The sequence below is a fragment of the Halorussus vallis genome, assembly GCF_024138165.1.
In the GTDB taxonomy this organism is placed as follows: domain Archaea; phylum Halobacteriota; class Halobacteria; order Halobacteriales; family Haladaptataceae; genus Halorussus; species Halorussus vallis.
Window position 1 is genome coordinate 469,470 of record NZ_CP100000.1, and the last position, 15,011, is coordinate 484,480.

Below are 15,011 nucleotides of genomic sequence, written 5' to 3' on the forward strand. Positions count from 1 at the left end.
CTACCGATTGATTTCGACTACTCGCGAATTGAAAAAGTTAACTAATCGAAGGTGTGAGAGGCGGTGGCTCGGCGGTGAGAGCCGGTCACGCGAGGGCGCGCCAGGCGTAGTAGAACCGCTGGAGTGCGGTGACGTGTCCGACGACCGCGAAGACGACGAGGAGCCACCCGACCGGCGGGAGCCCCGCCACGGACTCGGTCACCACCGCCGCGAGGACGCCGGTCGCGCCCATCAGCGCGAGGCGGTCGGCCCGGCCCAGCAGGCCGCCGTAGACCCGGTCGAGGTCGACCGCCTGGGCCTGTGTGCCGAGATACGAGGTCATCAGCACGCCCGTCACGGCCGCGAGGCCGAGGGCGTACCGGTCGATTCCGGCGGCAAGACCCGCGATGACGACGATGTCGGCGTACCGGTCGAGCACGTGGTCGAGCAGGTCGCCGGCCTTCGAGTCGGTGCCGAGTTCGCGGGCGAGCGCGCCGTCGAGCAGGTCGAGCCATCCGTTCAGGAAAACCAGCACCGCGCCCGCGAGGTAGGCGGCGGGGGTCGCGACGTAGAAGGCCGCGCCCGCGCCGACCGCCAGCGCGAACGCGACGACGCTCACCGCGTCGGGGGTCAGGCCGAGCCTCGTCGAGACGCTGACGAACGGCCGGAGCAGGCGGTCCGCGACCGGGCGGAGTTGATCGAGGGTCATAGGTAGTCGAGGTAGTCGACCGTCCCGGCGCTCGGTTCGCGCTCGCCGGCGAGGACCGCCGCGATCTCCTCGGCGACCGCCTCCGGCGACCGGTCGGTCGTCTCCACCTCGTAGACGCGGTCGACGCCGTGAGCGTCGACGGCCTCCGAGAGAATCACGTCGAGCGCCTCGCTCTCTGCGTTCTCCCGCGCCTTGGCCTCGGATTCGCCGCGGTCGGTGAGTCGCCGCTCCAGTTCATCCGGGCGACAGCGGAGCACGACGACTTTGTCCGCGTCGAGGTGGTGGGCGAGGTGCGACTCCACGAGCACGCCGTCGCGGTCGGCGAGTCGCTCGCCGACCGCGTCGAGGTCGGCGACGAGGCTGTCGCGCTCGGCGTCGCGTTCGTCCCACAGCCCCTCCTCGCGAATCAGGTCGTTGAGGTGGACGACCGAGAAGTCGGGGCCGAGCGCCGATTCGAGGTCGTCGCCGAACTCGGCTTCGAGGCGCTCGACCGCGGTGGTCTTGCCCGTGCCGGGCGTGCCGGTGACGACGACCCTCACGACGACAGCACCTCGTTGAGTTCGGCGACCGCCTTCCTCGTCTCGACCTCGGTGCCGCAGGTGATGCGAACGCACTCCGGCAGGCCGAAACTGGTGCAGTCGCGGACGATGACCCCGCGGCGCTGGAGTTCGTCGGCGACGCCCGCGGCGTCGCCGACCTCCGCGAGCACGAAGTTTCCGTGGCTCTGCCAAGTTGGGGCGTCGAGGTGCTCGTAGATGTACTCGCGCGCCCATTCGGCGGTTTCGACGGTCTTCCGGGCGTGCTCGTCGTCGTCGAGCGCCGCGAGGCCCGCTCGACAGGCGATCTCGCTCGCGGCGAACGGCGTGTTCACGCGGGCGTAGGCGTCGGCCCACTCCGCGGGGACGATGCCGTATCCGAGGCGGACGCCCGCGAGGCCGTACACCTTCGAGAAGGTACGCAGGACCGCGACGTCGTCGCGGTCCCGCGCGAGTTCGACCGCGCTCGGCCCGTCGGCGAACTCGCCGTACGCTTCGTCGACCAGCACCAGCGTCCGCTCGTCGGTTTCCTCGGCGATCGATTCGACCGCGTCGAGGTCGAACCGGCCGCCGGAGGGGTTGTGGGGGCTCGTCAGGTAGACGATTCGCTCGCCACCGTCGGACTCAGCCGAAGTCCGACGAGGTCGAGAATCGTCCGATTCTCGACCGCCGTAGGCCGAGAGCACCGTCTCGGCGTCGAGCGCGAAGTCGTCGCCCTTCGAGAGTTCGTACTCGGCGACCTCGCCGTGGTGGAAGCGCGCGCTCATCCCGTAGTAGGCGAACCCGGGCGTCGGCACGAGCACCCGGTCGCCCGGTTCGAGCATCGCGCGGGCGAGGTAGTCGAGGACGCCGTCGCCGCCGTTGGCCAGCCAGACCTGCTCGGGCGCGACGTCCCAGCGGTCGGCGAGCTTCGCGGTCAGGTCGGTGTGAGAGGACTTCGGGTAGGAGTGGGCCGACCCGGCCGCCTCCCGGATGGCCTTGACCGCCGCCGGCGAGGGACCGAACGGGTTCTCGTTCGAGGCGAGTTTCACGAGGTCGTCGGGGTCCACCCCGAGTTCGCGGGCGACCTCCTCGATGCCCCGCCCGGCCTGGTACACCGCGTGCGCGGAGAGGTCCCGTGGTTCCATGTGCGAGAGGTGTGGGCCGCGCGCCTTAAGCGTGCTCACCTGCACCAGCGGCGGGTTCGTCGCGCCGCCCTCTAGCGATTGTCGTGTCAGTCGCTGGCCAGCACACATAAGGAAAACACTGGCGAGACATCTTACGGGGGATTCACTATGGCACGACAGAACGAAGATCACTGGGGGAACAGCGAGCACGAGCGGCGACGCGGGCAGGCTCACTCCGACGAACACGAACGAAGCGGCCGATACTCGTCGGGCGGTCGAGAGATGGGCCAGCAGGACCAGTACGGCCAGCAGGGTCAGCATCAGCAGACCGGCCAGCAGGGCCAACACCAGATGGGTGGCCGTGACATGCAGGGGCAGGGCCGCTATCAGGAACAACAGACCGGCCGACACCAGCAGTCCGGACAGCATCACCAGCAGGGTCAGCACCAGCAAACCGGTCAGCAGACCGGTCAGCAGCAGCAGACCGGCCAGCGCCAGACCGGTCAGCAGGGCCAACACCAACAGTCCGGACGACAGAACCGATACGGCCAGCGACGGAGTCAGCAGTCCGGCCAGCACCAACAGACCGGTCAGCGCCAGCAGGGCCAACATCAGCAGGACCGCCAGAGCCGCGGCGGCGACGTCCACGAGATGAGCCAGCACGGCGGTCAGGGCGGCCAGTACACCAGCCAATCCGACCAGCGACACGGCGTGGACCAGAACCAGGGCTGGGGCCAGTCCGGTCAGCAGGGCCAACAGGGCCAGCATCAGCAGTCCGGACAGCATCACCAGCAGGGCCAGCACCAGCAAACCGGCCAGCAGCAGACCGGTCAGCACCAACAGGGCCAGCACCAGCAAGGTGACCGATACGGCCAGCACCAGCAGTCCGGTCGTCACCAGCAGGGCCAGCGCGACCAAGGCCATAATCAGTACGGCGGTAGCTCCGAGAATCAGTTCAGCCCCGTCCAGCAGACGGCGATGCAGGGCCAGACCCGCCACGGTCGCCAGAGCGTCGACCGCTACGGCGGCGAAGGCACCGACCGACAGAGCCAGCAGGGTCGTCACGGCCAGCAGGGCGGCCAGGACCAGTACGGCGGTCGGCAGGACGAGAACCGCCGCGGGCACGAGCGCCACCAGACGCCGTACTGACCGCCGCGCTCGCGTCGCACGAGTCGCGCTTTTTTCGCGGGAGTCCGCGACGGTATCGGCAGGTAGTTCTATGGCGGTTCGTCCGCTAGAGACGGTTGGGTGGGGAGTGTTCGCTACGACCGGCGAGAAGCGGCGCTACCCTCGATTCCTCCGAGATTGATACGTATGAGCGAGACACGCAAATCCGACATCGACGCGGGCGTCGACGCCCGACCGGAACTCGAGCGAGGGGAAGCGGACGCCATCGAGGAGCTCCTCGGCGACCGGGTGGTCCGGCGCGAGAGCCACCTCAACACCGAAGGGTTCGTGATTCGGCCGGACGAGGTGGAGGAGGTCCTGCGGACCCTCCGCGACGATGCGGGCTTCGACCTCCTGTCGACGATCACGGCCCAGGAGTACCGCGACCGCTACGAGAGCATCTATCACCTGAGCAAGTACGACGACCGGACGCAGGAGGTCAGCGTGATCGTACCCGCCGACCCGGAGAATCCGGTGAGCGAGTCGGCCGCGGACGTCTACAAGACCGCCGAGTGGCACGAGCGGGAGGCCTACGACCTGGTGGGCATCGAGTACGACGGTCATCCGGACCTGCGGCGCATCCTGCTGCCGGAGACGTGGCAGGGCCACCCGCTCGCGCTCGATTACAATCAGGACAAGCCCCAGGTCGTCACGCTCAGAGAGCACGTCAATCCCCTCGCCGAGAGCGCCAAGGACAGCCAGTCCGACACGATGTTCCTGAACATCGGGCCGCACCACCCGGCGACCCACGGCGTGCTCCACTTGAAGACCGTCCTCGACGGCGAGCAGGTCGCGAACGTCGAACCCGACATCGGCTACCTCCACCGCTGTGAGGAGCAGATGTGCCAGACCAAGAACTACCGCCACCAGATCATGCCGTACCCCGACCGGTGGGACTACGCGGCGAACATGACCAACGAGTGGGCGTACGCGCGGGTGGCCGAGGACCTGAACGACATCGAGGTGCCCGAGTACGCCAAAATCCTCCGGACGCTGGGGGTCGAACTCTCGCGCATCATGGGTCACATGCTCGCGGTCGGCACCTTCGGCCTCGACATCTACGGGGACTTCACGGCGATCTTCATGTACGCGATGCGCGACCGCGAGATCGTCCAGAACATCCTCGAAGACCTCACCGGCCAGCGGATGATGTTCAACTACTTCCGACTCGGCGGCGTGGTCTGGGACCTGCCCGAACCCCGCGAGGAGTTCTTCGAGAAGATACGGAACTTCCTCGACGGCCTCCCCGAGCACGTCGAGGAGTACCACGACCTGATGACGAGCAACGAGATCTTCCAGGAGCGGACGGTCGACACCGGCGTCATCGACGCCGAGACGGCCAAGCAGTACGGCTGTACCGGGCCGGTCGCCCGCGCATCGGGCATCGACTACGACGTCCGGCGCGACGACCCCTACGGCTACTACGACGAACTCGACTGGGACGTCATCACCGAATCCTACGGCGACAACTACGCCCGGTTCCTCGTCCGGATGCAGGAAGTCGAGGAGTCGGCGAAGATGATCGGCCAGTGCGTCGACCTGCTCGAAGACTGGCCGGAAGACGAGCGCGAGATTCAGAGCAACGTGCCCCGAACGCTCAAGCCCGAACCCGACACCGAGGTCTACCGCGCCGTCGAGGCCGCGAAGGGCGAACTCGGCATCTACATCCGAAGCGACGGGACCTCCCAACCGGCGCGGTTCAAGATTCGGAGTCCGTGCTTCTGCAACCTCCACGCGCTGGAGGCGATGTCGGAGGGCGAATACGTCCCCGACCTCATCGCGTCGCTGGGAAGCCTCGACATCGTGCTCGGGTCGGTGGACCGCTGAGACGGCCGGTCCTTCGAACACGCAAGTCGTCCGGACGAGTCGGGGCTCTGCATCGGCCACAGCCCTCTTTGTCGCGTCCGGCGTGTCCCACCTATGGTCGAGTTCGGTTACACCCTGTCCAGCGAGGAGCACGCACCAAACGACCTCGTCGACCACGCCGTCCGGGCCGAAGAGGTCGGCTTCGACTTCGTCTCCATCTCGGACCACTACCACCCGTGGATCAGCCAGCAGGGCCACGCGCCGTACGTCTGGACGACCCTCGGCGGCGTCGCGAACGCGACCGACGAGGTGGACGTGGGCGTCGGGGTCACCTGTCCCATCATCCGCTACGAACCGGCCATCCTCGCGCAGGCGACGGCGACGGTCGCCTCGATGCTCCAGGACCAGGGCCGGGAGTTCTTCTGGGGCGTCGGGACGGGCGAGAACTTGAACGAGCACGTGACCGGCCAGAAGTGGCCGCCCCACCACGTCCGACTGGAGATGCTGGAGGAGGCGGTCGACGTGGTCCGGAAGCTCTGGACCGGCGACGTGGTCAACCACGAGGGGAAACACTACACCGTCGAACGGGCCCAACTGTACACGACCCCCGACGAAGCGCCGCCGGTGGTCGTCTCGGCCTACGGCGAACACGCCGCGCAGGCGGCCGCCGACCTCGGCGACGGCTTCTGGTCGGTCGGACCTCAGGACGTGGTGAGCACCTTCGAGGAGGCCGGCGGCGAGGGCCACAAGTTCAGCCAACTGACGGTCTGCTACGCCGAGGACGAGGACGAGGCGGTCGAGACGGCCCACGAGTACTGGCCCAACAGCCTCGTCCCGGGCGAACTCAGCTCCGAACTCGCCATCCCGAAGTACTTCGAACAGGCCAGCCAGCAGGTCACGAAGGAGGACGTCCGGGAGGCCGACAGCATCGTCACCGACCCCGACCCGCAGACCCACATCGACAACGTCCAGAAGTTCGTCGACGCGGGCTACGACCACGTCTACGTCCACCAGATCGGCCCGGACCAGGAGAAGTTCTTCGACTTCTACAAGGACGAAATCGTGCCGGAGTTCTGAACTCTCGTCCACTTTCCGGCCGCGGAGTCGCGCCTGAAATCGCGGAACGTCACAGTTTTCCGTGGGAATCCCCACGTTTCGACCGAACCCGGGCCGCCCGCCTCCCGTGCGGCCCGACCGAAACGATGTCGGAGAAACGTCTCACACCCTCGACCGACGAACCGTCGAGAGCACCGCCGACCCCCAGCGAAGCGTTCGACGCGCTCGCCGACTCGAGGCGACGGCGGGTCTGTCGGCTCCTCCTCGAACACCAATCGGCGCTCGCGCTGAGCGACGTCGCCGACGAGGTCGCCGCGGCAGAGCACGACGGGCGCTTCGCCGACATCCCCGAAACCGCGGTTGCCCGGACGTACACGTCGCTGTACCACACCGAAATTCCGCGGCTCGCGGACGCCGGCCTGCTCGAATACGACCAGGAGGTGGACGCTGTCGCGCCCACCGGGCACCTCGAATCGGTCGCTCCGTTGCTCGACCGCGCCCGGGAGTACGAGAAGCAAGCGTCCGAGCGCGACGGTGCGTCCGAGCGGAAGTGATACGGAGACCGGTCACTCGACCGGACAGCCGCGAATCTCGCCGCCGCGCATCCCGTCGGCGACCCAGAAGACCGAGAGCACGAGCGTCGCCAGCGCGAGCACCGAGAACTCCAGGCCCTCCAGCGGCAGGAACGTCCCGGCGCCCGCCGCGCCGAACAGCGAGAGGACGCCGGCGAGGACCGCCGACCCGCAGGCGGCACAGCCGGCGCCGAGCGCGCCGAGGGCAAGTCCGACCGCGCTCCCGCCGCTCTCGCGGGCGCCGAAGCCGTGCTCCCTGAAGTGGTAGACGACCATCGCGGCGTCGACGCCCGCGAGCGCGGCGACGCAGACGAGCGCGGCCCCGGTGACTGGCCCGTAGCTCGTCCCCAGAAACGGGTACACTCCCGCGAGAATCGAAATCCGGTCGTCGAGCGCGAGCGGACCGACGAGGGCGAACCGGGCGAGTTCGAAGTTCTGGGCGACCACGAACGCCGAGAGCGCGACGATGCTCGTCGCCAGCGCCCCGACGGCGTACGTCGGGACTCCGAGGACGAGACGGACGGTTCGGCCCATCAGTCGCCAGTCGCCCCGGCGAGTCGGCAGTCGCGGGCGAAGTCGCCGGGCGCTCATAGCCCGAGCGCGCTCGTGATCACGTCAAAACTGACGCTCCCCTTCGCGCTGGTCCGGAACTCGCCGTCGCGGAACAGGAACACCGTCGGTGTCGTCGACCCGGCGCCCGCCTCCTCGCCGGCAGAGAGGTCGGCCTGCACGGCGTCGTCGTGTTTCTTGGCCGCTGCGTCGGCCACCACGGCGTCGGCGTCGAGGTCGGTTTCCGTCGCGAGGAATTCTCGGGTCAGGTCGAGGACGTTGCCCTCGTCGAAGCGCGACTGGTTCTCGAAGTAGTGGCGAATCAGCTTCCAGGTCGCCACCGACCCCTGTTCGGCCCCGTACCGCGCGCCGCCGGTCGTCGTCTCGTCGGCCATCGTCGTCCCCGACTCGTTCATCGTCGTTCCGTCGCTCATCTCCTTCCCGGACCCCATCGACCCGACCTCGCGGGCGAACGCCGACTCGATGGCCTGGCTGGCGGGTTTCCCCCAGGGGTACACCACCGGGTAGCACCAGAACACCACCGAGACGCGGTCGGGGTGTCGCTCGCGAAGCTTCGACACGGTCCGTCTCTCGAACGCCGCACACCGGGGACAAGAGGGGTCCTCGAACGCGACGACGACGCCCTCGGCGTCGGTCGGCGCGGGGCCGAGTCGGGGCTGAGCGTCGAGCATCGTAGCCGCAGGGTGGCCGCCGAGAAGTGCGCCGGCGTCTTCCGTGGTCGCGGTGCTACCGGGTCCGTTTCCGGCGTTTTCGCCGGTCGTTCTTGCGGTCGTCCCGCCGGAGCCGCTTTCGTCCTGCGTTCCGGTACAGCCAGCGACGGTTCCGAGCGCCGCCGCGCCGCCGACGGCCAACAGGCGACGACGCGTCAAGGCCCGCGCGGACTCGCCGGAGAACTCCGGCGAGTCGGCGCGAGCGTCGCGTGAACGTTCGCGTGACATATCGGTTCGGTCGACCGACGGTATCAAAGGCGTTTTTCCAATTCCGGGGTGATTGTTTCCTGATTGGTTCCGGATTCGGTGCCGAAACGTCCCCGGCCGGACGGCCGAGTCGGCCCCCGGACCGCCCTCGTTCGTGAGTGAAACGCCGGTTTCACCCTTCCGCGCACTTATGTCGGCTCGGTGTGACGAGCCGCGTATGCCGATGTCAAAGCGTCGATGGGCGCTCGCGCTCGCGGTGGCCGCGCTCGTCGTCCTCGCCGGATGCTCGGGGAGCAGCGGCGACGCCGGGTCGATGAGCGGGGGCGGCGCGCCCCAGACTGCGAGCGCCGACGCGGGTTCGAATTCGAAAGCGACGGGCTCGAACGGCGAACGGGCGTTTCAGAGCCAGAACCTCGTCCTCCAGCAGCGCACGTTGATACGAACCGGCAGGGTCGACCTGCGAGTCGACGACTTCGAGGCGTCGCGCCGGAACCTCACCCGTGAGGTGCGAGCGCTCGGCGGGTTCGTCAGCGACTCGTCGGTCCAAGTTCGGGGCACCGAGAACCGGTCGTGGCGGACCGGTCGTGTCGTCTTCCGCGTGCCGAAGGAGAACTTCTCAACGTTCCTCTCCCGGGCGAAGGCCGAGGGTCGCGTCGAGCAGTCGAACACGAAGTCCGAGGACGTGACCGAGAAACTGGTCGACCTCGAAGCACGGCTGAAGAACCTGCGCGCCCAGCGCGAGCGACTCCGGGCGCTCTACCAGGACGCCAACGATACCAGTACCGTCCTCGAAGTCCAACAGCGCCTCTCGGAGGTCCAGTCGGAGATCGAACGGATCGAAGCCCGGCGCAAGTCCCTGCGCCAGCGGGTCGCCTATTCGACGGTCACCGTGAACTTGCGCGAGTCGTCGCCCGACGCCCCGTACGCCGAACACCGGTCGTGGTACGAGACGGGACTGCTGGCGGCGTTCCTCGAATCGGTGAACGGCGTCGGCGTCGTCCTCCGCGGGCTGGCGGTCGGAACGGCCTACGCCGCGCCGTACGTGCTGGCGTTCGGCGTCCCGGTCGGTGGCGTTCTGGCGGCGTGGCGTCGATTCGGATAGCGAGTTCGAGGGCAATTCCAACACAACCGCAACGCCCTTGCTCGAACGCGGTCACTCTTCTCGTGTATCCGCTGATGGACGAACGGCTCGCTGCGGCGCTCGACGCCGCGTTCACCGACCGCGAAGTCACCGAGTTGGGGTCGACCGGCCCCTCCTGGAACGACCATAATCGGACGGTCCGGGTCGAGTTCGCCGACGGACGGGCGGCGTACCTGAAGTACGCGACCGACGGAGACGGCTCGCGAGTCGCGCGCGAGCGGGCGGTGCTGGAGTACGTCGGCGCGAACTCCGAGGTCCCCGTGCCGACGGTGCTCGCGAGCGACGCCGATGGGACGCCGCTCGAAAGAGGCGACGGGGCAGTCCCGTACCTCTCGACGGCCCCGGTTCGGGGAGCGAATCTTCTCGACCGCTGGTCCGGCGCGAGTCCGGACGAACGAGCGGCGCTGGCCTGGGAGGTCGGCGCGGCCCTCGCGGGCGTCCACGAACGACGCTTCGACGGTCACGGCCACGTCGTCGGCGGCGGAGCCGGCGGCCTCGAACTCAGGACGGGACCGTGGACCGGCGTCCTCGTGGACAAAATCGGGGAGATGCGCGCGATGGCACCCGCCGACCGCTTCGACCACCACTTCGACGAGGTGGCCGCGGCCGTCGAGGCGAACCGCGACCTGCTGGACGACGCCCCCGCGGCGTTGCTCCACGGCGACACCGCCCAGCCGAACTGCTTTCGCGGCGAGTCGGGCGTCGGCTTCCTCGACTGGGAGATCGCCCACGTCGGCGACCCTGCCAGGGACCTCCACCGGGCGTGCGACCAGCAGTTCGGTTCACTCCGCGGCGACGCCCCCGAGGAGCTAACGTCCGCGTTGTACGAGGGCTACCGCGAGCGGGCGGGCGGCCTGCCGGACGGCTACGAAGACAGGCGACCGGTCTACGAGGCGGTCCGGTTCTTGGGCACCTCGGGATACGTTGAGAAGGTCGCCGAGTACGCCGACGAACCGGTCGAGGAACTCGCGGCGTGGGTCGACGAGGAGATGGACCGGCGACTCGCCGCGATTCGGTGAGCCGTCGGCCGCACGGGACCGCGAACGCGTCGTCTCGGGCCAACATCATTTAAGTGTAAACCGGTGGTATCTCGTCGTGCAATGAAACTCACCTGGTACGGCCACTCGACGTGGCACGTCGAAGTCGGCGACACGGAACTTCTCATCGACCCGTTCTTCGACAACCCCAAGACCGACACCGACCCCGAGGAACTCGACCCCGACTACCTCCTGCTCACCCACGGCCACGCCGACCACATCGGAGACGTGGACCGCTACGAGGGGACCGAACTCGTCGCGACCCCCGAGGTCGTCGAGTACTGCCGCGACGAGTACGGCGACTTCGACGCGGTCGCCGGGACGGGGATGAACCTCGGCGGCACCGTCGAGTGCGACGACGCCTTCGTGACGATGGTCCGGGCCGACCACACCAACGGCCTGGACACCAGTTACGGCACCTCCGGGGGCGTGCCCGCCGGCTTCGTCATCAGTGACACCAAGCCCACGCAGGTCTCCGACGAGGAGAGCCAGACGTTCTACCACGCGGGCGACACCAGCCTCCAGACCGAGATGCGCGACGTCATCGGCCCGTTCCTCGAACCCGACGCCATGGCGGTGCCCATCGGCGACCACTTCACCATGGGGCCGTGGCAGGCGGCCGTCGCGGTCGACTGGGTCGACCCCGACGTGGCGTTCCCGATGCACTACGACACCTTCCCGCCGATAGAGCAGGACCCCGAGGACTTCGCCGAAGAGGTGAAGGCCGCCGGGAGCGACGTCGAGGTTCGCGTCCTCGAAGGCGACGAGACGTACGACCTCGAAGAGGAACTCGGCTACTGAGTCGGTCCGATTCCGCTTTTTATCGGTTGCGTTTCCCGCCGGAGAAGCAATACTTAGGAGTCTGGCGAGTGACGGTGAACCCGTATGCCCAAGGAAGCCACCACCGTCTCCGAGGAGGGGTACGCGAGCGAGAACGACATCCGAGACTTCTCGATCACCATCGACGCGACGGGCGAGGACGCGCCCGACACGCTCGAAGCGCTGATCGCGTCCTACGGCTCGTGTTACGTCCCCGCGCTCCGCGTGGCCGCCGAACAGCGCGACGTTGGCGACCTCGGTCGCGTCGAAATCGACGCGCGCGGCTCCCTCAACGACGACGACAAGCTCGACGCTGTCGCGTTCACCGTCCGGACCGAGGCGGAGATGGACGACGACCAGTCCCAACAGGTCGTCGAGCGCGCCAACGAACTCTGCAAGGTCCACGACGCGCTGAAGAGCGACCTCGAAGCTGACGTCACGGTCGAAGGCGGCGCGTTCTGACGGTCGGGAAGCGTCCACCGAGTCAGCTTTTTTTGTCGGTCGACGAACCGAGAACGAGAAATCGGAGTCCGACGGCGCCTACGTGAGTCCGATGCCGAGACCGAGCGCCCAGCCCTGAAGACCGAGCGCCGCGATGGCGAGTGCGCCGCCGGCCATCGCGACGTTCTTCAGGAACTGGTTCATCTCGTCCTGCTGCTGGTCCTCGGGGACGGCCCAGAAGTCGTGCATCAGGAGCGCCGAGACGACGAGGAAGACACCGACGGCGAGCGCGGAGACGACGGGGAAAGCGCCCACGAAGATGCCGATACCGCCCAGCACCAGCAACGCGCCGGAACCCAGCACCGACAGCTTCGGGGCCGGGAGTCCCTTGTGCCGTGCGTAGCCCGTCATCCCCTCGGTCTGCGTGAAGTGGTTCAGTCCGGTGAAGGCGACAACCGCGCCGAAGAGAACGCGGGCGGCCACGAGGAGGACGGTTTCGAGGCCGGCGAGCGACATCAGGCGCTCACCTCCCGGGACGGACTGGACTGTTCGACGGTCGGTGCGTCTGCGTCGGTGTCGTTTTGGAACTGCAGTTTCACAACGTTACCTACTGCGGAACCGAACCTATATATCCGTTCGGCGACAACGACGTCAGTAGATAACCCCCGTGTCGTCCACACATAATTCATCCGAAACGACGGTCGAACAGCAAAACGCCGACGCCTGCTCTGTCGTCGAGGCCATCGAACAGATCGGGTCGCAGTGGCGACTCGTCGTGCTCCACGACCTCGACGACGGCGAGAAGCGATTCAACGAACTCAAGCGCTCGACCGGCGCGAGTTCCCGCACGCTCTCGCGCGTCCTCGACGACCTCCAGGACGCCGACCTCGTCGCTCGGCGGGTCGAGGAGAAGCCCATCGCGACCTACTACAGCCTCACCGAGAAGGGCGCGGCGCTCTGTCCGGTCTTCTCGGACCTCGAAGCCTGGGCCGACGAGTGGATGTAGCGTAGTGGGGAATGCGCCTCGGCGTGCGTACACGCCGAGGCGCATTCCCGACCGGCCGCGGAACTGGGCCGACCGCAGAACTGGGACGGCCGTACGACCGGGTCGACCGCACGGCCGACCCGGCGTCGAGTAGGAAAACTCTCATACCGATTCCGACGGAAGGTACCATCCATGAGCAGCAGAGATTGGCAGGACATGATCGTCGGCGACCGGATGGCCGTCGACCGGGAGTTCGCCCAGCGCGTCTCGGACTCGGACTTCTCCCGTCAGGAGTGGGGTCTCGTCATGACCGCGGTCGAGTTCGAAATCGAGAACGCCGCCGACGACGAGCGGGCCCGCATCGTCGCCGACACCTCGAAGGTCGAGCAGGTGATGCCCGAGATGGAGAACATCCGCTCGCAGATGAACGCCATGGGCGGCGGTGGCGGCGGAGGCGGGAAGAAGAAGAAGGGCGGCGGCGGCATCTTCGGCTCGGTCAAGGACGCGCTCGGCCTCGGCGGTGGCGGTGGCGGCACCGACCAGCAACGAATCCAGGAGGCCGACCGACTCGCCCAGGAGTACGCCGACGAACTCCAGCAGCGACTCGAATCGCAGGGCAAGTGGGACCAGGTTCGCGAGGCCGCGCGGACGTGACGGCCGACGCGACGCGTCGGCCGTCCGACGAAGAAAGTGGGAAGTTCGCACCCGGCGCGTGGCGCTACGCCGCGGTTCCGCTCGTGCTGGCGCTCCCCGCGGCGGTGCTCTCGCCGCTCGGGAGCCTCGCGGCGCTGGTACTCGCGGCGGCGGTCCTGCACTTCCACCGGAACCCCGAGCGGACGCCGCCGGAGTCGGGCGTCGTCTCGCCCGCCGACGGTCGAGTCTCCGTGATTCGCCGGGAGGGTGACCGGGTCCGGGTGGGCGTGTTCATGAACGTCACCGACGTCCACGTCAACCGCGCGCCGCTGGGCGGGCGCGTCGAGGAGGTCGTCCACGAACCCGGCAAGCATCGGCCGGCGTTCTCGAAGGAGTCGGACAACAACGAGAAACTCCACCTCCGATTTTCGGACCACGAGGTGACGCTCATCGCAGGCGCGTTCGCCCGGCGCATCCACCCCTACGTCGAACCGGGCGCGGAACTCCGGCGGGGCGAGCGACTGGGCCACATCTCGTTCGGCAGTCGCGCCGACGTGCTCCTGCCCCCGGAGTTCGAACTCGCCGACGTGGCCGTCGAGCGCGGCGAGCGGGTCCGTGCGGGAGAGTCGATAGTCGCACAATCGGTGGCCTCGACCGACCGGTAGTCGACCGAAACCACCCAGGAGTCCTTCGAGAGAACGACGTGGCGCGACTCGAACTCAGTACTCGTCGGGACCGTGGAACAGCGTCAGTTCCTCGGCCTCGTAGATGTTGATGAGCTCGTTGATGAGTTCGTCGTAGGACTCGTCCTCGGTCTGGAGGGAGTCCAGGCGGTCGATCGTCTCTTCATTGAGGTCTACTTTCGGCATGGGCGGAGGTACGTCCTCGTTCCGCATAAACGACGGGGGCGAGCGCTCACCGAGTCGGCGGCCGACCCCTTCGGCTCCCGGCGGTCGGAGGTCCGACCGCCGAAAACGATGTCGGAACGCGGACTCCCCGGTTCGTAATCCTCGAAGTCCGGAGGACCATCGCCATTCTCGTTCACCTTATTTAAATTAGTGGGTCGGTTCCGCAATTAATCGTCCGGCGGTACGCGCGTAACATTCGGTTACCAGGCCTGGTAGCGGCGGATTACGGGGGCGTAGGTACTGGATAACAAAGTGCCTCTGGTGGTGTGTAATTATCGCTGAGGAGGCAGGCATGACCACTACCGACGACAGACTCACCACGGGGAACGACACGATGGCGGAGAATCGATGCCAGAGCTGCGGTTCGTTCGTGACGCGCGACTTCGCTCGCGTGTTCGGGAACAACAAAAACGAGGTCTTCGGCTGTCTGGAGTGCATGACGGCTACAGAGGTCAAGAAGGGCGGTGCGCGCGCCGAAACCGTCGATACGACCAATCTCATCGGCGGGCGCGAACCGCTCCGATAGCGCCGCCGCCACGTCAAGGTAGCGTCGTTCGGGTGGGGACCCGGCAGAAGACAGGACTTCTCGTCTCGTTCTACGACTTCGACAGCGCCGCAGTCGCGTCTTT

Annotated in this window: 19 protein-coding genes; 12 read left to right on the plus strand and 7 right to left on the minus strand. The window is 67.6% G+C overall.

Going from position 1 to position 15,011, the window contains the following annotated elements; all coding sequences use genetic code 11:
- Positions 1–85: 85 nt before the first annotated feature.
- Genes NGM07_RS02525 through hisC form a run of 3 tightly spaced genes read right to left on the minus strand, consistent with a single transcriptional unit; the run spans position 86 to position 2,351 of the window.
- Positions 86–688: a CDP-alcohol phosphatidyltransferase family protein gene (locus NGM07_RS02525; RefSeq protein WP_253516447.1), complete on the minus strand. Its 603-nt coding sequence runs from the start codon at positions 686–688 to the stop codon at positions 86–88.
- On the minus strand, positions 685–1,227 hold the full coding sequence (locus NGM07_RS02530) for an adenylate kinase family protein (protein ID WP_253516450.1): 543 nt from the start codon (positions 1,225–1,227) through the stop codon (positions 685–687). Before NGM07_RS02530 ends, NGM07_RS02525 begins: the two co-directional genes overlap by 4 nt.
- Entirely contained in the window at positions 1,224–2,351 is a 1,128-nt protein-coding gene (gene hisC / locus NGM07_RS02535; protein ID WP_253520135.1) for a histidinol-phosphate transaminase, read from the minus strand. The genes NGM07_RS02530 and hisC overlap by 4 nt, the downstream gene beginning before the upstream one ends.
- Before the next feature lie 957 nt (positions 2,352–3,308).
- On the opposite strand from hisC, the gene NGM07_RS02540 reads away from it, so the two are divergent.
- The 4 genes from NGM07_RS02540 (at position 3,309) to NGM07_RS02555 (ending at position 6,913) form a co-directional block, all read left to right on the plus strand.
- On the plus strand, positions 3,309–3,479 hold the full coding sequence (locus tag NGM07_RS02540) for a hypothetical protein (protein ID WP_253516453.1): 171 nt from the start codon (positions 3,309–3,311) through the stop codon (positions 3,477–3,479).
- Positions 3,480–3,644: 165 nt separating this feature from the next.
- A complete protein-coding gene (locus NGM07_RS02545) occupies positions 3,645–5,324 on the plus strand; it encodes an NADH-quinone oxidoreductase subunit D (RefSeq protein ID WP_253516461.1) in 1,680 nt (559 codons plus the stop codon).
- Between the two features lie 93 nt (positions 5,325–5,417).
- Positions 5,418–6,380, plus strand: a complete 963-nt coding sequence (locus tag NGM07_RS02550; protein WP_253516473.1) for a TIGR03557 family F420-dependent LLM class oxidoreductase — start codon at positions 5,418–5,420, stop codon at positions 6,378–6,380.
- Between the two features lie 125 nt (positions 6,381–6,505).
- Positions 6,506–6,913: a DUF7344 domain-containing protein gene (locus tag NGM07_RS02555; RefSeq protein ID WP_253516476.1), complete on the plus strand. Its 408-nt coding sequence runs from the start codon at positions 6,506–6,508 to the stop codon at positions 6,911–6,913.
- Positions 6,914–6,925: 12 nt separating this feature from the next.
- Here NGM07_RS02555 and NGM07_RS02560 read toward each other — a convergent pair whose 3' ends face one another.
- Together NGM07_RS02560 and NGM07_RS02565 are read right to left on the minus strand one after the other, a co-directional pair.
- The gene (locus NGM07_RS02560; protein WP_253516479.1) at positions 6,926–7,522 is read right to left on the minus strand and encodes a hypothetical protein; all 597 of its coding nucleotides are present in this window, start codon (positions 7,520–7,522) and stop codon (positions 6,926–6,928) included.
- Positions 7,519–8,439 carry a DsbA family protein gene (locus NGM07_RS02565; RefSeq protein WP_253516482.1) on the minus strand — a complete coding sequence of 307 codons (921 nt, stop codon included), beginning with the start codon at positions 8,437–8,439 and terminating at the stop codon, positions 7,519–7,521. Before NGM07_RS02565 ends, NGM07_RS02560 begins: the two co-directional genes overlap by 4 nt.
- Positions 8,440–8,635: 196 nt before the next feature.
- On the opposite strand from NGM07_RS02565, the gene NGM07_RS02570 reads away from it, so the two are divergent.
- The 4 genes from NGM07_RS02570 to NGM07_RS02585 all read left to right on the plus strand — a co-directional run bounded on the left by NGM07_RS02570 (position 8,636) and on the right by NGM07_RS02585 (position 11,877).
- Positions 8,636–9,520: a DUF4349 domain-containing protein gene (locus tag NGM07_RS02570; protein WP_253516485.1), complete on the plus strand. Its 885-nt coding sequence runs from the start codon at positions 8,636–8,638 to the stop codon at positions 9,518–9,520.
- Positions 9,521–9,594: 74 nt separating this feature from the next.
- Complete coding sequence (locus NGM07_RS02575; RefSeq protein WP_253516496.1) at positions 9,595–10,578, plus strand: phosphotransferase family protein; 984 nt, start codon at positions 9,595–9,597, stop codon at positions 10,576–10,578.
- An 81-nt stretch (positions 10,579–10,659) separates the two neighbouring features.
- The gene (locus NGM07_RS02580; RefSeq protein WP_253516501.1) at positions 10,660–11,397 is read left to right on the plus strand and encodes a metal-dependent hydrolase; all 738 of its coding nucleotides are present in this window, start codon (positions 10,660–10,662) and stop codon (positions 11,395–11,397) included.
- An 84-nt stretch (positions 11,398–11,481) separates the two neighbouring features.
- The gene (locus tag NGM07_RS02585) at positions 11,482–11,877 is read left to right on the plus strand and encodes an OsmC family protein (RefSeq protein ID WP_253516504.1); all 396 of its coding nucleotides are present in this window, start codon (positions 11,482–11,484) and stop codon (positions 11,875–11,877) included.
- A gap of 78 nt (positions 11,878–11,955) precedes the next feature.
- Here NGM07_RS02585 and NGM07_RS02590 read toward each other — a convergent pair whose 3' ends face one another.
- Complete coding sequence (locus NGM07_RS02590; RefSeq protein ID WP_253516518.1) at positions 11,956–12,372, minus strand: DoxX family protein; 417 nt, start codon at positions 12,370–12,372, stop codon at positions 11,956–11,958.
- 151 nt (positions 12,373–12,523) lie between these two features.
- Between NGM07_RS02590 and NGM07_RS02595 the strand changes: the two genes are divergently transcribed.
- The 3 genes from NGM07_RS02595 to NGM07_RS02605 all read left to right on the plus strand — a co-directional run bounded on the left by NGM07_RS02595 (position 12,524) and on the right by NGM07_RS02605 (position 14,139).
- Positions 12,524–12,862 (plus strand): winged helix-turn-helix transcriptional regulator, encoded by a 339-nt coding sequence (locus NGM07_RS02595; RefSeq protein WP_253516520.1) that lies wholly within the window; start codon positions 12,524–12,526, stop codon positions 12,860–12,862.
- Between the two features lie 171 nt (positions 12,863–13,033).
- On the plus strand, positions 13,034–13,495 hold the full coding sequence (locus tag NGM07_RS02600) for a DUF5799 family protein (RefSeq protein ID WP_253516521.1): 462 nt from the start codon (positions 13,034–13,036) through the stop codon (positions 13,493–13,495).
- Positions 13,492–14,139 (plus strand): protein sorting system archaetidylserine decarboxylase, encoded by a 648-nt coding sequence (locus NGM07_RS02605; RefSeq protein WP_253516523.1) that lies wholly within the window; start codon positions 13,492–13,494, stop codon positions 14,137–14,139. Before NGM07_RS02600 ends, NGM07_RS02605 begins: the two co-directional genes overlap by 4 nt.
- 54 nt (positions 14,140–14,193) lie before the next feature.
- Here NGM07_RS02605 and NGM07_RS02610 read toward each other — a convergent pair whose 3' ends face one another.
- Positions 14,194–14,343 (minus strand): DUF7557 family protein, encoded by a 150-nt coding sequence (locus NGM07_RS02610; protein WP_253516525.1) that lies wholly within the window; start codon positions 14,341–14,343, stop codon positions 14,194–14,196.
- Between the two features lie 331 nt (positions 14,344–14,674).
- On the opposite strand from NGM07_RS02610, the gene NGM07_RS02615 reads away from it, so the two are divergent.
- Positions 14,675–14,908 (plus strand): DUF7563 family protein, encoded by a 234-nt coding sequence (locus NGM07_RS02615; protein ID WP_253516527.1) that lies wholly within the window; start codon positions 14,675–14,677, stop codon positions 14,906–14,908.
- The last annotated feature ends 103 nt before the right edge of the window (positions 14,909–15,011 follow it).